25 protein-coding genes are annotated in these 23,490 nt (G+C 58.6%); 12 read left to right on the forward strand and 13 right to left on the reverse strand.

Annotated elements, in window-relative coordinates; genetic code table 11:
- Positions 1-13: 13 nt before the first annotated feature.
- The gene (gene zapE / locus R84865_RS02970; protein WP_435638788.1) at positions 14-1,258 is read right to left on the reverse strand and encodes a cell division protein ZapE; all 1,245 of its coding nucleotides are present in this window, start codon (positions 1,256-1,258) and stop codon (positions 14-16) included.
- A gap of 229 nt (positions 1,259-1,487) precedes the next feature.
- Between zapE and R84865_RS02975 the strand changes: the two genes are divergently transcribed.
- Entirely contained in the window at positions 1,488-1,940 is a 453-nt protein-coding gene (locus R84865_RS02975; protein ID WP_435636795.1) for a ZapG family protein, read from the forward strand.
- A gap of 112 nt (positions 1,941-2,052) precedes the next feature.
- Here R84865_RS02975 and R84865_RS02980 read toward each other — a convergent pair whose 3' ends face one another.
- Positions 2,053-2,811, reverse strand: a complete 759-nt coding sequence (locus tag R84865_RS02980) for a Nif3-like dinuclear metal center hexameric protein (RefSeq protein WP_435636794.1) — start codon at positions 2,809-2,811, stop codon at positions 2,053-2,055.
- A 277-nt stretch (positions 2,812-3,088) separates the two neighbouring features.
- Here R84865_RS02980 and R84865_RS02985 point away from each other — a divergent pair, with 277 nt between their 5' ends.
- Positions 3,089-4,234: a S1C family serine protease gene (locus R84865_RS02985; protein ID WP_435636793.1), complete on the forward strand. Its 1,146-nt coding sequence runs from the start codon at positions 3,089-3,091 to the stop codon at positions 4,232-4,234.
- Between the two features lie 121 nt (positions 4,235-4,355).
- Here R84865_RS02985 and hisD read toward each other — a convergent pair whose 3' ends face one another.
- The 10 genes from hisD to R84865_RS03035 form a co-directional block, all read right to left on the reverse strand.
- On the reverse strand, positions 4,356-5,687 hold the full coding sequence (gene hisD / locus R84865_RS02990) for a histidinol dehydrogenase (RefSeq protein WP_435638789.1): 1,332 nt from the start codon (positions 5,685-5,687) through the stop codon (positions 4,356-4,358).
- Positions 5,684-6,343: an ATP phosphoribosyltransferase gene (hisG, locus tag R84865_RS02995; RefSeq protein ID WP_435632243.1), complete on the reverse strand. Its 660-nt coding sequence runs from the start codon at positions 6,341-6,343 to the stop codon at positions 5,684-5,686. The genes hisD and hisG overlap by 4 nt, the downstream gene beginning before the upstream one ends.
- 63 nt (positions 6,344-6,406) lie before the next feature.
- On the reverse strand, positions 6,407-7,666 hold the full coding sequence (gene murA / locus R84865_RS03000) for a UDP-N-acetylglucosamine 1-carboxyvinyltransferase (protein WP_435638790.1): 1,260 nt from the start codon (positions 7,664-7,666) through the stop codon (positions 6,407-6,409).
- Positions 7,667-7,684: 18 nt separating this feature from the next.
- Positions 7,685-7,936, reverse strand: coding sequence for a BolA family protein (locus R84865_RS03005; protein ID WP_435632245.1), 252 nt, complete (start codon positions 7,934-7,936; stop codon positions 7,685-7,687).
- 200 nt (positions 7,937-8,136) lie between these two features.
- Positions 8,137-8,385 carry a hypothetical protein gene (locus R84865_RS03010; protein WP_435638791.1) on the reverse strand — a complete coding sequence of 83 codons (249 nt, stop codon included), beginning with the start codon at positions 8,383-8,385 and terminating at the stop codon, positions 8,137-8,139.
- A gap of 76 nt (positions 8,386-8,461) precedes the next feature.
- On the reverse strand, positions 8,462-8,800 hold the full coding sequence (locus tag R84865_RS03015) for an STAS domain-containing protein (RefSeq protein ID WP_435638792.1): 339 nt from the start codon (positions 8,798-8,800) through the stop codon (positions 8,462-8,464).
- Positions 8,797-9,447, reverse strand: a complete 651-nt coding sequence (locus tag R84865_RS03020; protein ID WP_435632248.1) for an MlaC/ttg2D family ABC transporter substrate-binding protein — start codon at positions 9,445-9,447, stop codon at positions 8,797-8,799. Before R84865_RS03020 ends, R84865_RS03015 begins: the two co-directional genes overlap by 4 nt.
- Positions 9,448-9,537: 90 nt before the next feature.
- The gene (gene mlaD / locus R84865_RS03025) at positions 9,538-10,026 is read right to left on the reverse strand and encodes an outer membrane lipid asymmetry maintenance protein MlaD (protein ID WP_435638793.1); all 489 of its coding nucleotides are present in this window, start codon (positions 10,024-10,026) and stop codon (positions 9,538-9,540) included.
- A complete protein-coding gene (mlaE, locus tag R84865_RS03030) occupies positions 10,026-10,805 on the reverse strand; it encodes a lipid asymmetry maintenance ABC transporter permease subunit MlaE (protein WP_435632250.1) in 780 nt (259 codons plus the stop codon). The genes mlaD and mlaE overlap by 1 nt, the downstream gene beginning before the upstream one ends.
- On the reverse strand, positions 10,802-11,614 hold the full coding sequence (locus tag R84865_RS03035) for an ATP-binding cassette domain-containing protein (RefSeq protein WP_435632251.1): 813 nt from the start codon (positions 11,612-11,614) through the stop codon (positions 10,802-10,804). The genes mlaE and R84865_RS03035 overlap by 4 nt, the downstream gene beginning before the upstream one ends.
- Before the next feature lie 309 nt (positions 11,615-11,923).
- On the opposite strand from R84865_RS03035, the gene R84865_RS03040 reads away from it, so the two are divergent.
- The 9 genes from R84865_RS03040 (at position 11,924) to R84865_RS03080 (ending at position 21,127) form a co-directional block, all read left to right on the forward strand.
- Positions 11,924-12,904: a KpsF/GutQ family sugar-phosphate isomerase gene (locus R84865_RS03040; RefSeq protein WP_435638794.1), complete on the forward strand. Its 981-nt coding sequence runs from the start codon at positions 11,924-11,926 to the stop codon at positions 12,902-12,904.
- A gap of 65 nt (positions 12,905-12,969) precedes the next feature.
- Entirely contained in the window at positions 12,970-13,524 is a 555-nt protein-coding gene (locus R84865_RS03045) for a KdsC family phosphatase (protein ID WP_435636786.1), read from the forward strand.
- A gap of 114 nt (positions 13,525-13,638) precedes the next feature.
- Positions 13,639-14,214 (forward strand): LPS export ABC transporter periplasmic protein LptC, encoded by a 576-nt coding sequence (gene lptC, locus R84865_RS03050; RefSeq protein WP_435632254.1) that lies wholly within the window; start codon positions 13,639-13,641, stop codon positions 14,212-14,214.
- Positions 14,215-14,343: 129 nt separating this feature from the next.
- Positions 14,344-14,907, forward strand: a complete 564-nt coding sequence (gene lptA, locus R84865_RS03055; protein WP_435638795.1) for a lipopolysaccharide transport periplasmic protein LptA — start codon at positions 14,344-14,346, stop codon at positions 14,905-14,907.
- 30 nt (positions 14,908-14,937) lie between these two features.
- Positions 14,938-15,663, forward strand: a complete 726-nt coding sequence (lptB, locus tag R84865_RS03060) for an LPS export ABC transporter ATP-binding protein (protein WP_435632256.1) — start codon at positions 14,938-14,940, stop codon at positions 15,661-15,663.
- Between the two features lie 245 nt (positions 15,664-15,908).
- Positions 15,909-17,330, forward strand: a complete 1,422-nt coding sequence (locus R84865_RS03065) for an RNA polymerase factor sigma-54 (protein WP_435638796.1) — start codon at positions 15,909-15,911, stop codon at positions 17,328-17,330.
- Between the two features lie 182 nt (positions 17,331-17,512).
- Entirely contained in the window at positions 17,513-17,827 is a 315-nt protein-coding gene (gene hpf / locus R84865_RS03070; protein ID WP_435632258.1) for a ribosome hibernation-promoting factor, HPF/YfiA family, read from the forward strand.
- Between the two features lie 308 nt (positions 17,828-18,135).
- Positions 18,136-19,044 carry an RNase adapter RapZ gene (gene rapZ / locus R84865_RS03075; protein WP_435632312.1) on the forward strand — a complete coding sequence of 303 codons (909 nt, stop codon included), beginning with the start codon at positions 18,136-18,138 and terminating at the stop codon, positions 19,042-19,044.
- A gap of 160 nt (positions 19,045-19,204) precedes the next feature.
- Positions 19,205-21,127, forward strand: coding sequence for a BCCT family transporter (locus R84865_RS03080; protein ID WP_435638797.1), 1,923 nt, complete (start codon positions 19,205-19,207; stop codon positions 21,125-21,127).
- Positions 21,128-21,210: 83 nt separating this feature from the next.
- Here R84865_RS03080 and pmbA read toward each other — a convergent pair whose 3' ends face one another.
- Entirely contained in the window at positions 21,211-22,548 is a 1,338-nt protein-coding gene (pmbA, locus tag R84865_RS03085; protein ID WP_435638798.1) for a metalloprotease PmbA, read from the reverse strand.
- 187 nt (positions 22,549-22,735) lie between these two features.
- On the opposite strand from pmbA, the gene yjgA reads away from it, so the two are divergent.
- Positions 22,736-23,272, forward strand: a complete 537-nt coding sequence (gene yjgA, locus R84865_RS03090; protein ID WP_435638799.1) for a ribosome biogenesis factor YjgA — start codon at positions 22,736-22,738, stop codon at positions 23,270-23,272.
- The last annotated feature ends 218 nt before the right edge of the window (positions 23,273-23,490 follow it).

Genomic DNA, 23,490 nt, shown 5'->3' on the forward strand with positions numbered 1-23,490 from the left:
TCAGCGGTAATCGCTACCCTGCTTGCTGCGACTTGTGGGGAAGATTGAGAAACTCCTTGGTTTCCATCTCCTTGAGGCGTGACAACGTGCGCTCGAATTCAAACACCAGATTACCGTCGCTATAAATGGAGGCTACATCGTTGGCGAGCGTCATGGCCATTTTCACCGCGCGATCGTAAAACTCATCGACCATACTGATGAAGCGACGCATCTGATCGTCCTTGTTGCCATCCATCTGCGGCACGTGGGAAACCAGCACCGTGTGGTAGCGATTGGCGAGCTCGATGTAATCGTTCTGGCTGCGCGGGCCATCGCAGAGCGCCTTGAAATCGAACCAGATTACCCCGTCGGCCTCGCGTTTTGCCTGAAGCGCCCGGCCGTTGATACGCACTTCGCCATCGCGCTCGCCTTCCCCTTTTGCCACTTGAGAGAACAATTTTTCCAGCGCCGACTCATTGGCATCGTTGTCGGGGGTGAGAAACAGCTCAACCTGCTCCAGCGCGCGCAGACGATAATCGACACCAGAATCGACATTGACCACTTCACAGTGACGCTTGAGCAGCGCGATAGCCGGCAAGAAGCGCGCACGCTGCAAGCCGTTCTCGTAGAGTTTGTCGGGCACGATATTGGAGGTAGCCACCAGCACCACCCCCTCGGCAAACAGCGATTCGAACAGGCGGCCGAGAATCATCGCGTCGGTAATATCCTTCACGTAAAACTCGTCGAAGCAGATCACCCGCGCTTCCTGAGCAAAACGCGCGGCCACCTTCTTCAGCGGATCAGACTCACCTTTAAACACGCCCAATTCGTGGTGAACGCGCTGCATGAAGCGGTTGAAATGGGTGCGCATCTTGTCGTCGAACGGCAGCGAATCAAAGAAGGTATCGACCAGCCAGGTTTTGCCGCGCCCAACGCCACCCCAGAAATAGAGACCGCGCACCGTAGGAATGGGCGAATCGGCGGGATCATGCTCTTCGGGCTCAGACTTGGCGCGCGAGAAAAGCCCGCCCAGCATCGACTTGGCAGGCTTCTCGGAGGACTTCGCGGCCGGCTTCAGCTTCTCGCGCGGTGTTGAGGTGAGATCCTCGTAGAGCCGCTGCAGATGCTTAACGGCTTGTTCCTGCGCGGCATCGCATTGGAAGCCTTCCTGCTCAAGATCGCGCCGGTAACGCTCCATCGGCGAGCCAGTACGCTCTGCCGCGGTTGTCTCGCCCTGTGAAGAAGGTTTGGATACTGAGCCTGTTGAATCGGACACCATGAACGTTACCCACTCTCGACTATCGGTTTTATTAATTACAACTTAGGCGCGGCGCACCTTGTGCCGCGATCATTTTACTACTTTCTCACAGAGCATTGGCTCTTGTCGTTGTCGCCCCTATATAATATACGACAGTCTTATGGATGACGGCCTTCACGGGCCTACGATATAGCGCTACCGGCAATGCCCAGAGCATGTCGCGCGCAAGTACCGGTAGAAAGGAGCGGCGATGAGCAACAGCGTATGGATTTCGAGTGTTATCTGCCTGGTGGTGGGAGCCGTCATCGGCCTCATCATAGGCAGGCTGATGACCAGTCGCCCCAAAGCGGACGACAGCGCCAACAGTGAGCAGCGCTCTCAACAGCAGCAACTGCGTCAGGACATCGACGATCATTTTCAGCAGCTGACACACATTGCCGATCAGCTAAGCCAGCAGAGCAAAACGCTTAACACAGCGCTCGCTGAGCAGGCCGATCGTTTGAGCCAAAACGATAGCGTCAAACGTCGGCTGGCGGTGCTGTCTGGTGCACGCTCGGCCGAAGAAGTAGCTGAGGAAGAGGCCGCCACGCATGGCGTCCCGCGCGACTATGCCGATGCAAAGGGCACATTGTCGGAAGGTTTCGGCATACGCCGTCCGCAGGACGAATACGGCGAGCAGGGTAAGGAACCACCGCGCTTCTAACGCCGCTGGATAGCCTGAACAGTAAAGCCCGCGCCTAATGGCGCGGGCTTTATTTTTGCCTCTGGTAGATATGCCACGCACAACCAGCGAGCCACGGACTCACGGCACCCTCTCAAACAGGGTTATCGATATCCACAAAGCGGTGCTCGATATCGAACTGTGAGGCCAGCCAATCGCCAAGCGCGATGATACCGTCACGTTCGGTGGCATGGTGGCCGGCAGCAAAGTAGCTGATGCCCAACTCGCGCGCCAGGTGCGTGGTGCGTTCGGACACTTCGCCAGAGACGAACACATCCGCCCCGCCCGCTGCGGCCTGCTCGATCATGTCTTGTGCCGCTCCCGTACACCAGCAAATGCGTTTAAGCGGCCGCGAGTGCCCCTGAATACCCAAGGGGGCACGCTGTAGCCGCTCCTCTAGCCGCTTGCCAAATTCATCGTGACCAAGCGCCTGATCGGCATCTCCGATGTACAAAAGCCCCTGCCCCAGCGCTCCATCCAACGCGCCGTCTACCTGCCAGCCCATGCGCTTGCCCAGCAAAGCGTTATTGCCGATGTCGGGATGGGCATCCAGCGGCAGGTGCCATGCCACCAGATTGATATCGTGGCCCAGCAGCGTTGCAAAGCGACGTCGCTTGAAGCCGGTAACGCTGGCGGGCTCGTTTTTCCAGAAGTAGCCATGGTGCACCAGCACCATATCCGCCTCCCATGCCACCGCTTCATCGAGCAGCGCCTGACATGCGGTAACGCCCGTCATGACTCGCCGCACCCGCTCGCTGCCCTCTACTTGCAGTCCATTAACGGTGAAATCCTTGAAGCGAGCGGCGCTCAGCTTTTCCTGCATTGCGTCTACCAATTGCTGGCGCGCGACCATATGAGACTCCTTGTCACCTCTTGAACATCACAAGCGCTACGTGCACCCTGCTTATGTTACAGACGCTGAATTTTAATCACACCAGCGGTAAGATAAAGCGCCTTCAAGCCAACGGCTTTGCAGCACTTGTCCAAGCAGCGGTCGCCCGCGCTCCTCTGGGGTTACGCAGCCATCCGACGATGCTCGGGTAGCGACTCGACACTGCGCCTCCTCCCACGACTTGGACCTACACTTACATAATAACGATTCAGTCACACTCAAGGGATATCTATCAACCATGGGTAAAACTCTGGCGAAGCTGATATGGCCTGTTATCTGCGGCGTTTTGCTGGCGGTAGTGCTGCTTGCGTACCTGCCCGGCCTATCAGGCTATCGGGGCACGGCGGGCACGCCGTCTTCCTCTCCGGCCAGCTATGCCGACAGCGTTGAACGCGCGGCGCCAGCAGTAGTGATGATTTCATCTCACCAGCAGGCCAACGCAGAGACAGGTTCACCGCTGGGCGACAATCCGCTTTATCAGCAGAACCCGTCCTCCAATACGCCTAATCAACCGGTCAATCTGGGCTCAGGCGTTATTGTGGACGACGATGGCTACCTGCTAACCAATAACCATGTGGTCAAGCAAGCAGGTGATATTGTGGTAACGCTGCCGGATGGGCGGATGGCAAATGCCGTGACGGTGGGCTCTGACCCTGACACCGACCTCGCGGTGCTGAAGATCAATCTGCCTCACCTGCCCACAGTCGACTTCGCTAACTCGGATACCATTCGCACCGGCGATGTGTCGCTGGCGATCGGCAACCCGTTTAATATCGGTCAGAGCGTTACCATGGGCATTGTGAGCGCGGTGGGACGCGCCAGCCTTGGCTTGAGCGCTTATGAAAGCTTTATCCAGACCGATGCGTCGATCAACCCCGGCAACTCGGGCGGTGCGCTCATCAACAGCAACGGCGAACTGATCGGAATCAACACCGCGATCTTTTCTACCAAAGGCAGCTCGCAAGGCATCGGTTTCGCCATTCCGACCAACGTGGCGCGCCGAGTGCTTAGCGATATTATCGCCCATGGTCGCGTGGTGCGCGGCTGGCTGGGTATCGAAGCTCAGCTAAGAGCGCCCCCCGCCGAGGTGGAAGATTTAAAAACCAACGATAACCTGATTATCACCAAGGTAACGCCGGGAGGCCCTGCTGCCCAATCCGGCGTGCGGGAAAACGATTACATTCTGGCGATGGATGGCGCGCCAATGCTGAACCCAAGCCGAGCGTTACGCGATATCGCGGGCCTGAAACCCAACTCGACCGTTACGCTTACGCTGCTGCGCGATGGCAAGGTGGTTCAGGCACCCATTCGCGTCGGCTCGCGGCCCGAGAACATCGCGCCAGTCTTCAAGACTTCGGAGCACCCTAACACCAGTTCACCCTAGCCTGGGTAATGCACCGGGCTCGTCGCACTGGGCCTGCTTCGCACCAGAAGCTGTCTAACACGCCACAAAAAAAGCGGATGCTGAATCAGCATCCGCTTTTTTGATGACCGCGACGGTCCTGCTACTTCTTGTTGGCGATGCGATTTTCAGCCGCTCGAGCGTGGGCCGTTAGCGATTCACCGCGCGCCAGCACCGAGGCGATCTCGCCCAGCTCGGACGCGCCCTCAGCAGAACATTGGATGATCGACGAGCGCTTCTGGAAATCGTAGACGCCCAGCGGTGACGAGAAGCGTGCCGTGCCCGAGGTCGGCAGAACGTGGTTAGGCCCTGCGCAGTAATCACCCAGTACTTCAGCGGTGTAGCGGCCCATGAAGATGGCGCCTGCGTGACGCACATCGGGCAGCAGGCGCTGCGGCTCAGCAACCGACAGCTCGAGGTGCTCGGGCGCGATCCGGTTGATGATCGCCAGCGCCTCCTGCTCGTCGGCCACCTGAACCAATGCGCCGCGTTTGGCCAGCGACGTGCGAATAATCTCGGCGCGCTCCATCTGCGGCAGCTGGCGCTCGATGCTCGCCTCAACCTCGTCGAGGTGTGCACCATCCCAGCTGATAAGAATCGCCTGCGCCTGCTCGTCGTGTTCGGCCTGCGAAAACAGATCCATCGCCAGCCAATCGACATCGGTGGTGGCATCTGACACCACCAGAATTTCAGAAGGCCCCGCAATCATGTCGATGCCCACCTGACCGAACACCGCTCGTTTGGCAGTGGCAACGTAGATGTTGCCGGGCCCAACGATCTTATCAACCTTGGGCACGCTGTCAGTGCCGTAGGCCAGGGCGGCGACCGCCTGCGCCCCGCCAATGGTAATCACTCGGTCGACGCCTGCCACATGGGCCGCACCCAGCACTAGCTGATTCACTGCACCATCGGGGGTGGGCACCACCGTAACGATTTCACCCACTCCAGCCACGCGCGCGGGCATCACGTTCATCAGTAGCGATGACGGATAGGCGGCTTTGCCTCCCGGCACATACACGCCAACGCGATCGAGGGGCGTCACCTTCTGCCCCAGCACCGTGCCGTTAGCCTCAGTGTACTGCCAGGAATCGGAGCGCTGCCGCTCGTGATAATCACGAATACGCTGCGCGGCCGCCTGCAGAGCATGCTGCTGCTGTTGCGGGAGCCCGTCGAAGGCTTCCTTCAGCGCAGGCCCACTCAGCGTTAGCTCGTCGAGCGATGCCGCCTTGAGGCGGTCAAACTGCTCGGTGAAGCGCAGCACGGCAGCGTCGCCTTCATGCTTCACGGCGTCGATGATGTGCTCAACACGGGATTGGACATCGCGGTTGGACACTCCTTCCCACGACAGCAGCTCATCAAGACGCTGTTGAAAATCGCCATCAGCGGTGGATAGCCGTGCGATCAGCCGATTGCTGGATGCTGTGGTACTGCTCATGCGCTTTCCTCCTGCCCCTCACGACGCGCTTCGACCGCCTGCGCCAGCCGCTTGATCAGCGGCTTGAGGCGCTGATGCTGCATGGTCATCGACGCCTTATTGACCACTAGCCGCGTGCTGATATCAGCGATCAGCTCGCGCGGTTCCATGCCGTTCGCTTTCAGGGTGTTGCCGGTATCGACGATATCGACGATTTCATCGGCCAGGTCCATCAACGGCGCCAACTCCATCGCGCCGTAGAGTTTGATGATTTCGGCCTGAATGCCCATCGACGCGTAATAGCGCTTGGCGATATGCACGAATTTGGTCGCCACACGACGCCGAGAGGTGCCGGGCGCTTTACCGGAAACGCCAGCGGTCATCAGACGACAGCGCGAGATATTCAAATCGAGCGGCTCGTAGAGCCCTTTGGCGCCGTTTTCGAGCAGCACGTCCTTGCCGGCCACGCCGATATCGGCGGCGCCGAGCTGCACATAGGTCGGCACGTCGGTGGCGCGAATCACGATCAGCTTGACGTCATCCAGCGTGGTATCGAACAGCAGCTTGCGGCTCTCGCTGAGCGACTCGGTGGGCTCAATGCCTGCCGCCGCCAGCAGCGGCAGTGTTTCCTTCAAAATTCGCCCTTTCGACAGGGCAATAACCAACGGCTTACTCATGATAACGGCTCATCTGTGCAGATCTGTGTGCAGAGCACGGCGGTACCGGGCTCGGCTGTCGACTTAGCCCGCCACGCGACGAATTTTCACACCCATTGATTGCAGTTTTTCTTCAATGCACTCGTAACCACGATCGATGTGATAGATGCGATCAACAACGGTTTCGCCCTGTGCGGCAATCGCCGCAATGACCAGGCTCGCAGAGGCGCGCAGATCGGTCGCCATGACCGGCGCTCCCGATAGGCTCTCGACGCCTTTGATTAGCGCGGTATTGCCTTCCAATGCGATATCCGCGCCCATGCGATTCAGTTCCTGAACGTGCATGAAGCGATTTTCGAAAATCGTCTCGACGACCCGAGAGGTGCCTTCTGCCACCGCGTTCATGGCCACGAACTGCGCCTGCATATCGGTAGGAAACGCGGGATAAGGCGCGGTGCGCAGGCTAACCGCCCGCGGGCGCTTACCGTGCATATCGAGGGTGATGGTCGACTCGGTGACCTCGAGCGTGGCGCCCGCTTCTTCGAGCTTCACCAGCACCGCTTCGAGGGTATCCGCGCGAGTGTTGCGAACCTTGACGCGTCCCCGCGCCGCCGCTGCCGCCACCAGGAAGGTGCCGACTTCGATGCGGTCAGGCATCACCGTATATTCGCAGCCGTGCAGCCTTTCAACGCCCTCAACGGTAATGGTACCGGTGCCGTGGCCTTTGATGTTGGCGCCCATCGCAATCAGGCACTCGGCCAGATCGACGATTTCAGGTTCACGCGCAGCGTTTTCAAGAATGGTGGTGCCCTTCGCCAAGGCCGCGGCCATCAGCAGATTTTCGGTACCGGTGACAGTTACCACATCCATCATGAAGTGGGCGCCGTGCAAACCTTGCGGAGCGCGCGCTCGAACGTAGCCGTTCTCGACCTCGATTTCGGCCCCCATTGCCTCAAGGCCGCGCAAGTGAAGATCAACGGGACGGCTACCGATGGCACAGCCACCCGGCAGCGACACATCAGCACTTCCGTAATGCGCCAGCAGCGGGCCCAGCACCAGAATGGATGCGCGCATTTTCTTGACCAGTTCGTAGGGCGCGCGGCAGTCATTCACCTTACCGCCGAGCTCGACGCTCATTTTGTCGCCTACGACGCAGTCGATACCCATGCGCCCAAGCAGCTCGAGCGAGGTGGTGATGTCTTGCAGGTGCGGCAGGTTATGAATGGTGATGCGATCAGCGGTTAACAGTGTGGCAGCAAGAATCGGTAGTGCGGAGTTCTTGGCACCCGAGGCCCAAACCTCGCCATCAATGGGGGCACCGCCGGTAATAATCAGTTTGTCCATTTAATCGGTTCGCTGGCGTCAGTTAGACGCGGATGATTGTTGCGCCCACTGTTCAGGCGTGAAGGTTTTGATACTGATGGCGTGCAGTTCGCCACTGGCGATTTCATCGCTCAATGCGCTGTAGACCAACTGCTGGCGCTTAACGGGGCTTAGCCCTGCGAAACGCTCGCTTACCGCCGTTACCTGGAAATTGCAGCCTTCACCCTGAATGTGGAATTCGCAGTCATCCAGGTGGGCGTCGAGTTTTGCCTTTACATCGCTAGGGTGCATGACCGAAGCCCCTTCTTATGAGTACTCACGCAGTTGACGGACAACGTCTGCCCTGCCTGCCGCTGAGCCACGGAATAAAGCAATTGAGGGCGCCGTCGGCAGCAACGCTGCGCCTGACATGGACACCATCAATCAATGTGAGGGCGTACATAGTAAACGACGCGACAGCGGATCGAAAGCCAAAGGCAGCGAGGTGGGCATCAGCCGAGCCCAGCGTTTTGCTGTTTAGTCAGCAGAAGGCCTGACCATTTCGTCGCGTTATTTGCCGGAGTAGTGCCCAATACGGCCTCTTGATCGCGCCCCGCGGCAACGCGCGCCGCTGCGGCAGGCCTCGATGGCGTGCTTCGCCAGCACTCACGATGACGCACCCGCTCCCCGGCACTGAGCCCCAGGAAGGCACCTTCGCGCACCTTGGTACTTGGCATGCCCGCGCTGCTCAATAACGCCATCGCTGCGCCCACAAAAAAGCCGCCCCGAAGAAGGGGCGGCCAGCCTGTGTCTAACTGCCGGAACTGCGGTTTGGCCCTAGCTGGCCAACGACGGTGCTGCGTCGAATACCGGCGCTAATCCCGACACACGCACCAGCTCCTTCAGGCGCTCAGGCAGCTTCACCTGCTGTACCATTACCTGATGCCGACGCGCTTCACGTAGCCACTCGAGCAGTACGCAAAGGATACCGCTGTTAACACTTTCGGTGGCAGTAACGTCCAGCACAACGCCGCTATTGGAATGGCGCGCCAGCCAGGCGGCACCCGCCTCAGCCAACGCTCTGGCGTTATCAAACCCGGGACGTCCAGCCACCCGCAGTTCGCCCTGCGCGACGCTTAGCTCAACCCCAGAGGAGTGATAAAGACGCTCACTCATTCGCTATCGCCGCCGTTCTGGATCTTGTTGATGGCCTGACTGGGATCCCAGCTGCTGATCACCGCATCGAAATCACGGTTGTGCTGGCGCATCGACTGATCGAACTGGTTGCGGAAGGTCAAGCCAAGGTTGATACCGTTGACGATCACGTTGATGACCTTCCATTCACCGCTCCGCTTCGCCATGGTGAAGCTGACCGGATAATCCTGGCCATTGGTACCTTTTACTACAGCACTCACGTTGGCTTGATCGTCATAACGCTGCTGCTGGCTAAGGTTGTTCACCGACAGGCTGTCGTAATTGATGCTCAGAAGCCCCTGAGTCAGGGTATCGATGGTCGATTTCTCGAACACTTTAGCGAAACGCGCGCGCTGCTCAGGCGAGGCAAGACGGTTATAACGCCCCATCACCATCTGAGAGATACGCGGGAAGTCCGCAATTGGCGAGATGTTTTTTGCCAGCAGATCGCGTAGTTCGTTGGGGTGCTGCTTGAACTCGGAAGCCCGCCCATGGGTGTCTTCCTGCAACTGCGTAATACGCGTTTTCACTAGCGCGGCTGGCGACTGTTCATCTGCACGCACGTTGCCAGCAACTACCAGCGCAGCCACTGCGCCGATCGCTACACACATTTTGATGAATGACTTCATTGCATACCTCCTGAATCAGACTACCGGATTGCGCCCAAGCGCTGACCGGTCTTTGGCAAGGAGCCAAGCCCCTTGCCCGCCTAGGCAAACTTACTGACTGCTACTATCGCTGTCGTCCTTGCCACCCATGCCAGAAACGAACTGCTGGATAAGCGACTCCAGTCCCATCGCCTGCTGGGTATTACGAATGGTGCCGCCATCCTTGATCATCTCGGTGTCGGCGCCGGTGGTCAGCCCCACGTACTGCTCACCCAACAATCCGGAGGTGAGAATGGCAGCCGTGCTGTCGGAGCTGAGCTTATCCTTGAGCGTATCGGAAATTTCCATGGTCACGCGACCGTCGAGCCACTTGGGATCGAGATCGATATTTACCACGCGTCCCACGGTAACGCCCGACATGGTAACGCGGGAGTTGGGCTTGAGACCGCCGATATCGCCGAATTCGGCCGTTACGGTATAGGTGCTGCCACTTGAGGCCGGCATCAACCCACTGACTTTGAGGCCAAGGAACACTAATCCAAGGAAAGCCACCACCACAAACAGACCAACTCCAACTTCCAATCCTCTGGTGCGTTTCATCAAGCGCCTCCGAACATCAGCGCTGTCAGCACGAAATCGAGCCCCAGCACTGCCAATGAACCATAAACAACGGTGCGCGTAGTTGCGCGAGAAATACCTTCAGACGTAGGCACCAAATCATAGCCCTGGAATACTGCAATCCAGGTGACTACCAGACCAAATACCACGCTTTTGATAATGCCATTAACGACATCGTGACCGAACTGAACGCTGGACTGCATGTTGCCCCAATAGGAGCCGGAAAATACACCCAACCACTCAACGCCGACAATATAGCCGCCATAAATGGCTACCACCGCAAAGATGATACTCAGCAGCGGCAGCGAAATAAGCCCGGCCCACAGACGCGGCGACAGCACCCGCTTGAGCGGATCGACGCCGATCATCTCCATGCTCGATAGCTGCTCGGTGGCTTTCATCAAGCCAATTTCAGCAGTAATGGCCGAGCCCGCCCGACCAGCAAACAGCAGCGCTGCTACCACTGGGCCTAGCTCACGCAGCAGCGCCAGCGCCACCAGTTGCCCGAGCGCCGCATCGGCGCCGTAATCGACCAGAATCATGTAGCCTTGCAGCGCCAGCACCATACCGATGAACAGCGCCGAGACCAGAATGATTGGCAGCGACAGTACGCCTACCACGTGCATCTGCGTAATCCATAGCCGCACGCCTGACCAGCGCGGCACGCCAATCAAGGAGCGCAGCAGAATGAACGCGGAGCGCCCAATCGCAGCCAACACATCCAGCGTTCTACGCCCGACCGATCCTAACCATGCGATCATTGCTGGCCTCCTGTGCCGAGAAGCTCGTCGGCAAGTGGCGGCGCGGGATAGTGAAATGGCACAGGGCCATCCGGCTCGCCGTGAATGAACTGGCGAACGCGCTGATCGGTGGAGGCGTTTAGCTCGGCAGGCGAGCCTTCCGCCATCACGCTACCATCGGAAAGCAGGAAAACGTGATCGGCAATCGACAGCGTTTCGCTGATATCGTGCGACACCAGTACCGAGGTAGTTTCGAACGCGCTGTTCAAATCCTTGATCAGCTTGACCAACACGCCTTTCGACACCGGATCCTGGCCAACGAAGGGTTCGTCGTACATGATCAGTTCGGGATCGAGAGCGATGGCGCGTGCCAGCGCCACACGGCGCGTCATGCCGCCCGACAGCTCTGCTGGCATTAAGGCGCGTGCACCGCGTAGCCCCACTGCTTCGAGCTTGACCAGTACCTGGTCACGGATCATCGACTCGGGAAGATCGGTGTGCACACGCAGCGGAAAGGCAACGTTTTCATAAACCGAAAGATCCGAGAATAGCGCACCGCTTTGGAACAGCATGCCCATGCGTCGACGCAGCGCAAAAAGCGCGCGTCGTGACAGCCGCTGCACGTCGTTCCCATCGACGTTGATACGACCTGCATCCGGCGCGAGCTGGCCGCTGATCAGCTTCAAAAGCGTTGTCTTACCCGTACCACTCGGCCCCATGATCGCAGAGATTTTGCCACGCGGGATACGCAGCGAAACGTCGCGAAAGATCGCACGCTCACCACGATGAAAGCTGAGATTGGATACTTCGATTAAATCAGAGTGCGTCATGCCACTCCCGTGAAAAGCCTGACGTTAGCGCCCCGAAACCGGCAGTGCGCCCGTCACTGACAAAGAAACCCCTTGTTCGACAGCCCCATAAGGCAAAAAGTTGCCCGCGGCGAATACATACCGTCAGTGGGATCGTGCATGGCTTAATGCAAGCTTCACGCCGCGAAAACTGCTGTCGCAAGAGAATGGGTCTATCGCCCTACAATTGCCGAACACTGTACATTAACATCGTGTTCATCTCTACTAATGCAACTGTCGGGCGATAGATTCGCTTGATGCCCAGGGCAACTCGAGAGAGAATCCCGCGCCATGAATACTGACCTTGATTTCGACTTTACACGCAGTGCAGAACGCACCCTGACGCTTGAGCGAGACGCCATCAACGCGCTCATTCCACGTCTTGACGGCCAGTTTATTCTTGCGTGCCAGCTTATTTTGCAGTGCGAGGGACGCGTTGTCGTGACCGGAATGGGGAAATCCGGCCACATTGCGCGCAAGATCGCGTCTACCTTCGCAAGTACCGGCACGCCAGCCTTCTTCCTGCACCCAGCCGAAGCCAGCCATGGCGATCTGGGCATGCTGACCGAGCGTGACGTAGTGGTGGCGCTATCGCACTCTGGGGAAACTGCTGAAGTCACGCGTTTGCTGGCGCTGTTCAAGCGCAAGGGCGTTAAGCTGATCGCGCTGACGGGGGCTCGCAACTCGACCTTGGCAAACCACGCAGATGCGCTGCTTGATGTTGCTGTCGAGCAAGAAGCCTGTCCTCTCAACCTTGCCCCTACTTCCTCCACTACGGTGGCGCTGGTGCTCGGCGATGCGCTGGCCATTGCGCTGCTGGAAGCACGCGGCTTCAGCAAGGAAGATTTTGCGCTGTTCCACCCCGGCGGCAGCCTGGGACGCTACCTGCTGCTCACGGTGAACGACGTGATGCGCAAGGATGCAGAGATTCCCCGAGTATCGCCCAGCGAGTCGGTGAGGGTCACGCTGTTCGAAATTACTACCAAAGGGCTGGGTTTCGCCTGTGTTACCGATGATGACAATCGCTTGATCGGGGTATACACCGACGGCGATTTGCGCCGTACGCTGGACCGTAATCTCGATATTGATACCACGCCGATCGGCGAGGTAATGAGCGCACAGCCGATCAGCGTGCCTCCCCGCATGCTGGCGGCCGAGGCGCTGCGCATCATGGAGCAGCGCCGCATTACCGCGCTAACCGTTGTTGACGAACGACAGCGACTGCTGGGCGCCCTCAAGATTGAGGATCTATTGAAGCGCAGCGTCGTATAGCGATGCGCCCTGCCGCTTTCGAGTAATCACGACGCGGCGCACACCCTCTGCTATCAGGAACCAATATGCCAAGCACCGTCCCCTCTCTTGCCACCCGCGCGGCTGCCATCAAACTGCTGGCGCTCGATGTAGATGGCGTACTTACCGACGGTACGCTTATCTATAGCGCTGATGGCGGCGAGAGCAAATGCTTCACTACTCAGGATGGGCTGGGCATCAAACTGCTGCTTGAGCACGGTATCGAGGTGGCAATTATTACCGGACGTCGCTCCGCGATGGTTGAGCGACGCGCCGAAGAGCTTGGCATTCAGCGGTTGATACAAGGGCGCGACGACAAGCTGACCGCGCTGCGTGAAGTCTGCCAGGCCAGCGGTATCGAACTGGCGGCCTGCGCCTATTGCGGCGACGACTTGCCCGATTTGGGAGCCATCAGCGCCGCAGGGCTTGGCGTTAGTGTTCCCAACGCACCTGCCTATGTGCGCGATCGCGCCGATTATGTGACCGAGCGCCCGGGCGGCCAGGGCGCGGTGCGAGAGCTGAGCGAACTATTGCTCACCGCACAAGGCCACTGGGGAGGTATTGTGGAAGGATTTCTCGCCACCGCGACCACCACTCGCTAAGCGATATGCCCTATACTTGGCATCCATGAACGGCACCCACAATGAACCTTGGCGTGCCAGCCATATCAAAACCGGCAACGCACTCTATCGTATGAACCGAGGAATGAGCGACCTATGGCGTGGTTAAAGCAAAACGCATACCGAATCGGGATCGTGCTGCTGCTGTTGATAGCAGGCGCCTTTCTTGCGCTGATCGACCAACGCTCTAACCTTGTCTCTCAGCACTCGCCGATTCCAGAGGGTGATCACGGCACGCCTGATCAGTACCTTGAGCAGGTCGTCTATACTCGCTACGACGATCAGGGGCGGCCCTATCAGACCCTTGAGTCACCCAAAATCAGCAACTTCTCACAGGCCGACGAAAGCATTGCTGAAACGCCCAAACTCGCCATGCTCGATAGTAATAACCGCCACTGGCATGCTACCGGAGACACCGGTATCGTCCGGCAGGGCAACGATCACGTGGTGCTGAAAGGCAATGCTCAGGTGACCGAGCCCGAGCAGCAGTGGAGATTGACGACTGATACGCTCAATTACAACCGCGAGCAGGGGCGTATCTGGAGCGATAGCGAATCGAACTTCTTCCAGGGTGAGCAGAAAACCCGTGGCAATCGCTTCCAGGCCTGGACAGATACCAGCCGCGCTCTGCTGGAAGGCAATATCAGCAGCACCTTCATGCCGCAACATTAATCGGCACTAATTTCAGGCATTAGGGAGCGCGTTTATCGCCACGTCCAACCATTGCGGCGTTTGCTTTACCGCCCCACTGCCAGCAGCACATCGACCTTTTTACGTGACTTATCGCAAGGATTTTCGGCCATGACCCTGACAAGGCGTATCGCTCCCGTCCTCACCGCCGGTGCTCTGCTCGGCAGCGTGATCTGTGCACCGCAGGCGCTCGCTCAGGCCAGTACCTCTAGCCAGCCAATCAATGTGTCGGCCAGTACCCTGAGCGTTGACGACCGCGCAGGCACTGCTACCTATACCGGCGCGGTGCATGTGACCCAGGGCAACCTGACCCTCGATTCCCAGCGACTCGACCTTTATCGCGATAACAAGACCGGTGAAGCCTCGCGCGCCAAGGCGACCGGCAGCAGCGGTAAGCGCGCCTTTATAAAGCAGGATGCGACCCAAACTGATCCAGAGATGCACGGCTGGGCCTCGACCATCACCTATCTGATTCCCCAGCGCAAAATGGTGATGCAGGGCAATGCTGAGCTGCACCGCGGCAACGACACCTTCCACGGTGCTTACGTGGAGTACTACATCGACTCACGTAAGGTAAACGCCAATGGCGGCGGTAACGCCAAGGGCGACGCTCAGCAAAGCACATCCGGAGGGCGCGTCAACATGACCATCACTCCGAAAAAAAACCAGCAGTAATGCGCTAGAGCATTGCGGAGTCTCTGATTGATGAAAACATTGCACGCCACCCACTTGGTGAAAAGCTTCAAAAAACGCCGCGTGGTTCAGGACATCAGTGTCAGTATCGACCAAGGACAGGTAGTCGGACTGCTGGGCCCTAATGGTGCCGGCAAGACCACTTCCTTCTACATGATCGTGGGGCTGATTCAGGCGGACGCAGGCAAGGTTGGCATCGACGATGTCGATTTGAGCAACGCCCCCATGCACGTGCGCTCGCGGGCAGGGATTGGCTATCTGCCGCAGGAAGCCTCGATCTTCCGCAAACTGACGGTGGCCGATAACATTTTGGCGATTCTTGAAACACGCAAGGATCTTGACCGCCAGCAGCAGCGCCAGCGCCTCGATCAGCTGCTCTCCGAGTTCAGCATCGAGCACATCCGCGACAACAAGGGCATGAGCCTATCGGGCGGCGAGCGGCGCCGCGTCGAGATTGCGCGCGCGCTGGCTACCGAACCCTCGTTCGTCCTGCTTGATGAGCCTTTCGCTGGGGTCGACCCCATTTCGGTAAACGAAATCAAAGGCATTGTTCGCCAGCTGCGCGATCGTAACATCGGCGTATTGATCACCGACCACAACGTGCGCGAAACTCTCGATATCTGCGACAACGCCTACATTGTCGGCGAGGGCCGGATTATCGCCGAGGGTGATGCACACAGCATTTTGGCCAACCAGCACGTTCGCGATATCTATCTAGGCCAGGACTTCCGCCTCTAAGGCGTGCTCTGCAAATCAACGGTGCGCCTCGGCTTCGATGTCCGATCGGGCGCACCGCGCTAGCAACATCCTGATACTACCCCCCTCACTGCGTTACCTTTCTTGCGACATGGCACGCGGATTGCTAATCATTTACTACCAGCTATTGCGCAACGCGCCCCACTAAAGGTAGCGTTATCAATACCGGTAGCGCTGTACCTTCTGCAGCGCACGGCATTGCTGAACGAACAACGCTGGTTCTCCCGATGATGAAATCCTCCCTCCAACTGCGCACCGGCGCACATCTAACGATGACGCCGCAGCTGCAGCAGGCTATTCAGCTATTGCAGCTTTCCACGCTGGAACTCCGTCAGGAGATTCAAACGGCGTTGGAGAGCAACCCGATGCTGGACATTGAGGAAGAGTTCGGTGATGAGCCCAGCGAGCCTGAGGCAACCGACGACGATAGCTGGAGCGATGCTATTCCTGAAGAGCTGACGCTCGACAATGAGTGGAGCGACACCTTTCAGGACGCCAGTCTCGGCGATTTTTCGTCGATGTCGCGCGGCGCTGAAACCGCCGACTTCGAGCGTGACAGCAGCAGCGAGAGTCTGGTCGATCACCTTGCGTGGCAGCTATCGCTGCTCGATTTTTCCCCGCTTGAGCAGCAAATCGCCGAAGTGTATCTGGATGGGCTCGATGAAAACGGCTATCTGCGCATCGACCCTAACGACGTCAGTGACGTGGTATCGCTTGACGAGCATCAGCGCGCCCTGCCTGAACAGGTACTGGCACGCCTTCAGCAGCTTGACCCCGCCGGGGTATTTGCGCGCAATCTGCAGGAATGTCTGCTGCTACAGCTCGATCTGTTGCCGCCGCAAACGCCGTTGCTGGCACAAGCACGCCGATTGGTGCGCCAGTTTCTGGACGCGCTGGCGGCCTGTGATACCAAGTTGTTGCAACGTCGGCTGAATCTCAGCGCGCCGGAGCTCGATCAGGTGATTGCGATGGTGCGTGCGCTAACGCCCCATCCGGGCCATCAGTACGCGAGTGCGCAGTCTTCCTATGTGATCCCCGACCTGACCCTGCGTTATCACCATCAGCGCGGCTGGCAGGTCGAACTGAATCCTGAAGCACTGCCGCGCGTACGTATTCAGCCCGACTACGCCAGCCTGATAAAAAGGGCCGACAAAAGCGCCGACAACACCTTCCTGAAGCAGCATCTACAGGAAGCGCGCTGGCTGCTGAAGAGTCTCTCGAGCCGCAACCGAACCTTGCTTACCGTGGGCTGCGAAATCATGCAGCGTCAGCGCGACTTCATCGCACGCGGCGAGGAAGGTATGCGTCCACTGGTGCTAGCTGACATCGCGGAAGCGGTGGAAATGCACGAATCGACCATTTCGCGCGTGACTACCAATAAATATATTCACACTCCGCGCGGCGTGTTCGAACTGAAGTACTTCTTCTCTAGCCAGGTGGGCAAGGAAGGCGATAGTCACGCCAGTACCGCTATCCGTGCACGTATCAAAAAGCTGATCAGCGAAGAACCCGCTCGTCGCCCGCTCTCCGATGCGAAACTGGTCACAGCGCTGGCCGATCAGGGCATGGTCGTCGCCCGCCGCACCATCGCTAAATACCGCGAAGCCATGGGCATCCCTCCTTCCAGTGAGCGCAAGCGCCTGGGCTAACCTAGCCTTGGCCGTGCCAAGGGCTGCTGGCGGCACCCCCGCGGCCAGCGCTACTCAGGCCGCAAGCCCCGCGCTCTCATCGCTCTCTGCATAACGTTGATTTCCCCTCAGTTATCTATTTGGTTCGTCAATCAAAAAGGCTACACTCGAAGTGTCATCATTCTGACTCAAGGAGGCATGCCATGCCGCTGAACATTACCGGACACCACATCGAACTGACCGATTCGTTGCGTGACTATGTGAATCAGAAACTGACACGGCTAACGCGCCACTACGACAACATTACTCAGGTACAGGTAACGCTGTCGGTAGAGAAGGAGCGCAAGCAGGCCGCCAGCACGCTAAAGATCGCCGGCGCAGAGCTGCACGGTAATGCCGAGAGCGACGATATGTATGCCGCCATCGATGCGCTGGCCGACAAGCTCGACCGCCAGTTGCTCAAACATAAAGAGAAGACGCAGGCGCGCGCCAAAGGTACCGGCACCGCTGGCGTTTAAACGCACCCGACAAAGGCCCGCTGCACGCTAGAACAACCATAGCGGCGGCAGCGGGTTTCCACACAGTGATAGCGCCGCCCGCCCCACCTTTACGGCGAGTGGCGCTTTCCAGCATCATTTACCATGCTCATCTGCGTAGCCAATGACGCATGGAATAAAATATTCCTAAGAATTCCCCATAATCGTCATTTTACTGATGTATTCAGATGGCATGATGGGCGCTGCCCGTCGCACCAACGTGTTATCACACCGCCGTGTGCGGTACGGGCGACAGCCTTAAGCCTCGATACAAGGATATCCTTGGAATGATGCAACTAGTGATCATCAGCGGCCGTTCAGGGTCGGGTAAGTCAATTGCCCTGCAGGCGCTGGAGGATCTCGGTTTTTATGCCATCGACAACTTACCGGCCATGCTGCTGGGGGCGTTGATCGAAGAACTCGAAACGCAAACACCGGCACGCCACAAGGTGGCGGTCAGCATCGATGCCCGCAATATCGCTAACGCACTGGTCCGCCTGCCGGAACTGATAGAACTGCTGAAGCCCCGCGATATCGATATTCAGGTGGTGTACATCACCGCCGACTCCGACCAGTTGCTCGAGCGCTATTCCGCCACTCGACGCCGCCATCCGCTTACCCGTGACAGCGAGATGACGCTCGATGAGGCGATCGAAACCGAGCAGCACTATCTTAGTCCGGTGCGTGACATGGCGGATTTGGTCATCGATACATCGACCACTTCCGTACACGAACTACGGGGACGCATTGCCGAACAGGTCGCGCGCCATACCTCAACGCATCTCACGCTCAGCTTCGAATCCTTCGGCTTCAAGCATGGCGTTCCCCGCGATGCCGACATGGTATTCGACGCTCGCTGCTTGCCTAACCCCTACTGGGAGCCAGCGCTGCGCGACTCCACCGGTCGTGATGCCGATGTACAGCAGTTTTTGGCGGCGTCGGAAGAAGTGCAGGAAATGTTCGACGACATTTGCCGCTGGCTGGAACATTGGCTGCCACGCTACCTTTCTACCCATCGCAGCTACTTCACCGTGGCGGTGGGTTGTACCGGCGGGCAGCACCGTTCGGTTTATCTGGTAGAACAGCTCGCGCACCATTTCGCCAACGAATATCCTTCGGTGCGACTGCGTCATCGCCAGCTGGAGCTACAGCAGCAAATTGACGGTCAGCGCAGCAGCGGCCCCCACCTCGCGCCCTAATATCGCTATAATAGAACCCTTAAACGCTTGTGCGACCCGACTGCTGCCCCTACTATCAGCCGGGTCCATGCAGATTCGCCCTTGTCAGGGAAGACTGGCACGCTATTCCCATGCGTAGCTCAGCCCCTCTCATCGACCCATCAGCCAGCAAAGGATTCAGATGCCCTCCCGCGAAAACGAGCCCGGCATACCCTCCTCTCACTCATCGTCGACCGCCACCACCGACGCTTCAGCCACTGCTGAAGAAAACCTTTATCCGCATGATATGCACCCGGGCCTGATGCCAGGGCTGAGCGTTGAAGATCAGCGTAATATCTTCCGCCTCGATAAAGTGGTGTTCGCGCTTACCGCGCTGTTGATGCTGGCCTTTATCAGTTGGGGCGTTATCGCTCCCAACTCGGTCGGTGAAGTGTCTTCCAGCATGTTCAAGTGGGCCATTCGCGATCTGGGCTGGCTGCTCAATCTGGTAATGATCCTTGGCCTATCGGTCATGGCGTATCTGGCCTGCTCGCGCTTTGGCAACATCAAGCTGGGCAAGGACGATGAAGAGCCCGAGTTCAGCCGCTTCGCTTGGATTGCGATGATGTTCGGGGCCGGTATCGGTGTGGGCATTTTCTTCTTCGGGCCATCAGAGCCGCTCAGCTATTACCTGACGCCACCGCCTCATACGGTAGCGGCGCAAACGCCTGCGGCCATCCACCATGCCATGGCGCAGTCGCACTTCCATTGGGGAATGTCGATCTGGGGGCTATACGCCATGATTGGTGGCGCGCTTGCCTACAGCACCTACCGCCGTGGACGTGTATCGCTGGTAAGCTCGCTGTTCCGCCCGCTATTCGGTCAGCATCACACCGAGGGTGCGGCCGGTAAGGTGATCGACATGATGGCGATCATTGCGACGCTGTTTGGCACCGCTGCGACGCTGGGGCTGTCAGCGATCCAGATCAGTCAGGGCATCGAGATCGTCTCGGGCGCAGGCAAGATCAGTAACACCATTCTGATCGTGATCATTACCGTTCTCACGCTGTGCTTTATTACTAGCGCGATATCAGGCGTGGGCCGCGGCATTCGCTACCTGTCGAACCTGAATATCTCGCTGACCTTGGGCCTGATTGTATTCGTGTTTATTACCGGCCCTACGCTGTTTCTGCTCAACCTGATTCCTGCCGGCATTCTTACCTACCTCGACAGCCTGGTCGATATGGCCAGCCGCGGCCTTTCGTGGGGTGAAGACACCGTGCAATTCCAGGCCATCTGGACCTCGTTCTACTGGGCCTGGTGGATTGCCTGGACGCCCTTTGTGGGCATGTTTATCGCACGCATCTCGCGCGGCAGAACCATTCGTGAATTCGCGGTAGCCACTACCCTCGCACCGACGTTCATTCTGATTTTGGCCTTTACCGTGTTCGGCGGTACCTCGATCATCTTCAGTCAGCTCGGCATTAGCGGCTTCGACGGCAACGCCTCAAGCGAACACGTGCTGTTCGCACTGTTCAATCAGTTGCCCTTGAGCAGCATTACACCTTTTATTCTGATTTTCGTGCTGGCGGTATTCTTTATCACCTCAGCCGACTCGGCATCGATGGTAATGGGCACGCTGTCCGAGCGCGGCAACCCTGCTCCCAGCAAGCTGACCGTGGTGTTCTGGGGACTGTGCATGATGGGCATCGCAGTGGTCATGCTGCTGGTTGGCGGCGAAACCGCGCTGACTGGCCTGCAAAACCTGACCATTCTAGTGGCGCTGCCGTTTTCGGTGGTATTGATTGGCGTCGCTGTTGCCTTCCTGCGCGATCTGGCCACCGATCCTGCGGCCATCCGCCTCAAGTACGCCAACAAGGCGATGCAAAATGCGGTGATCAAAGGGCTGGAGGAACACGGCGACGACTTCGAGCTGGTAGTCACCCCCGCTGAACAAGGACGCGGTGCCGGTGCCGATTTCGACTCCACCTCCGAGAAAGTGACGGAGTGGTACCGCCGTACCGACGAGCACGGCAACGAGATCGACTACGACTACGAATCCGGTGAATGGGCCGACGGCGAAGCGCCCGACGCCCAGCAGAAGCGCGACGATCAGCGCAGCTGACAACAAAAAAGGCGAGGTATTCACCTCGCCTTTTTATCTCTACGGCTTCTCATCCCAAGCGGGTTTTTGCGCATCCCGCTGCCTTAGCCAGCCACCGTCATGCCGTCGATCCACCAGCTACCGCTATGAATATTGCCGCGCTGGTCGACATCGTCACCCACTGCTTTCAACTGCGCGAACATTTCCCGCAGATTGCCTGCCACGGTAAAACCTTCGATGGGATACTGGATTTCACCCTGCTCGACCCAAAACCCCGCCGCACCGCGAGAGTAATCTCCAGTGACGGCGTTCACGCCTTGCCCCATCATCTCGGTCACAATCACTCCACGCTCAATGCTGCCAATCAATTCCTGATAGCGGCTAAACGGCGCTTCGATGCGTACATTACGCGCGCCGCCGGCGTTAGCGGTAGTGGCTAGGCCAAGGCGACGCGCGCTGTAGCTAGAGAGCAGGTATTGGGCCAAGGTGCCCTGCTCAATGAAACGGTTATTGCGCGTCGCGATGCCATCCGAATCGAAATTGGCGCTACGCAAACCGCGCCGCTCGCGCGGAGATTCATAGAGCGAGAACCATTCAGGCAGCAGCTGTTGGCCCAGCGTATCGCATAGGAATGACGCCTCGCGATAGAGGGCACCGCCTGCGATTGCCCCCAGCAAATTCCCTACCAGTCCGATCGCCATCCGGGGGGCGAAGATAATCGGATAGCGACCGGTGGTAACCTTGCGCGGAGCGAGCCGTGCCAAGGTATTGGCGGCTGCCCGCTGGCCCACTTCCTCGACTGAGCGCAGATCGTCGGCGCTGCGTGCCGAGGAATAATCCACGTCGCGCTGCATCGAATCACCGCTACCGGCAATTAGTCGACACGCCACGCTGTGACTGGAGCCGGTGGTGCCCTGCAGAAAACCATGACTATTGCCGTACACGCTGACGCCAACACCGCTGGAAAGCGACGCGCCTTCTGAATTGGTGATTCCCGCCACGGCAGTACCGGCCGCTTCGCAGCGACGCGCAATATCAATCGCCTGATCGGGCTCAAGCGCCCACGGGTGATAGAGATCCAGATCGCCGAAATCACTCGCCATCGATTCAGCAGGGGCCAGCCCAGCGTGTTCATCCTCGCCGGTGTAGCGGGCAATGTCGTAGGCTTTGGCAACGGTTTCCCTGATGGCTGCCTCGCTGCCATCGCTGGTTGATGCACTACCCTTGCGCTTGCCCACATAAACGGTCACCCCGATGCCGAGGTCGGTGGCGAGCTCCATGGTTTCGACATCGCCTAGCCGCACCGACACCTGCATGCCGTGCTGCGCCGATGCTCCCACCTCACAGGCGCTGGCGCCCAGCTGATGCGCCTGCTCCAACGCATAGGCAGCCTGCGCCTCAAGACGTTGCTGTTCGCGCTGAGCGTTGAAAGCCTCGCCCATGAATCCTCCTGTTAAAGCCTGTACGGAGCGTCTTCCCTGCCAGACGCAAAAATAAGTGAACAACAGCCGCGCCCGGTGCCGTTTAGGCCACTATCAACACGGCGACCAATACCCCGCTCACAGCGCGGCGCGCCGAGATGGCTATCCCTTGGTATACTGCCACCACGAACACTCCAAGGATTACAGCATGGCACCCTCTCGACACAGCTCCGACGATACCCACGCGTTCGATGAAGCCCCCAGCAAATCACAACTCAAACGTGAAATGGAGGCCCTCCAGCAGCTCGGTCGCGAGATCATCGAAATGAAGCCCTCGCAGCGCGCCCGCCTACCGCTTTCCGACGATATGCTTGCCGCGGTCGAAGAAATGGGGCGCATTTCGTCGCATGAAGCACGCCGTCGCCATATGCAGTACGTTGGCAAGGTGATGCGCAGCGAGGATGTCGAGGGCATTCGCGCTGCATTTGACGCGATGGAGCAACGCAAGAACGACCGTGATCAGGCCTTCCACCGCCTTGAGCAGTTGCGTGACCAGCTGATTGATGAAGGCGACGCAGCGCTTGATCGTGCGATCGAACAGCTACCGGGCGTGGACATTTCGCAGCTCCGCCAATTGGTGCGCAATGCCCGCCGCGAACGCGACAAGGGCAAGCCGCCCACCAGCGCCCGCAAACTGTTCAAGCTGCTGCGCGAACACTCCGACGCCATTGATGCAGAGCACTAGCGGCAGCGCGTCTTCCTCACACCTCTCGTGCGCGGGCGACTTTCACGCCGGAGCAGCCCGCAGCCACAACAGGCTGACCTTGCATTCATACAACACACCGGAGCGGCGCAACGCGGCTCCCACGAAACGCATCGCCAATAGTGCTGACGTGCTGACGTGCTGACGTGCTGACGTGCTGACGTGCTGACGTGCTGACGTGCTGACGTGCTGACGTGCTG

Source organism: Carnimonas bestiolae, assembly GCF_051251145.1.
GTDB lineage: Bacteria > Pseudomonadota > Gammaproteobacteria > Pseudomonadales > Halomonadaceae > Carnimonas > Carnimonas bestiolae.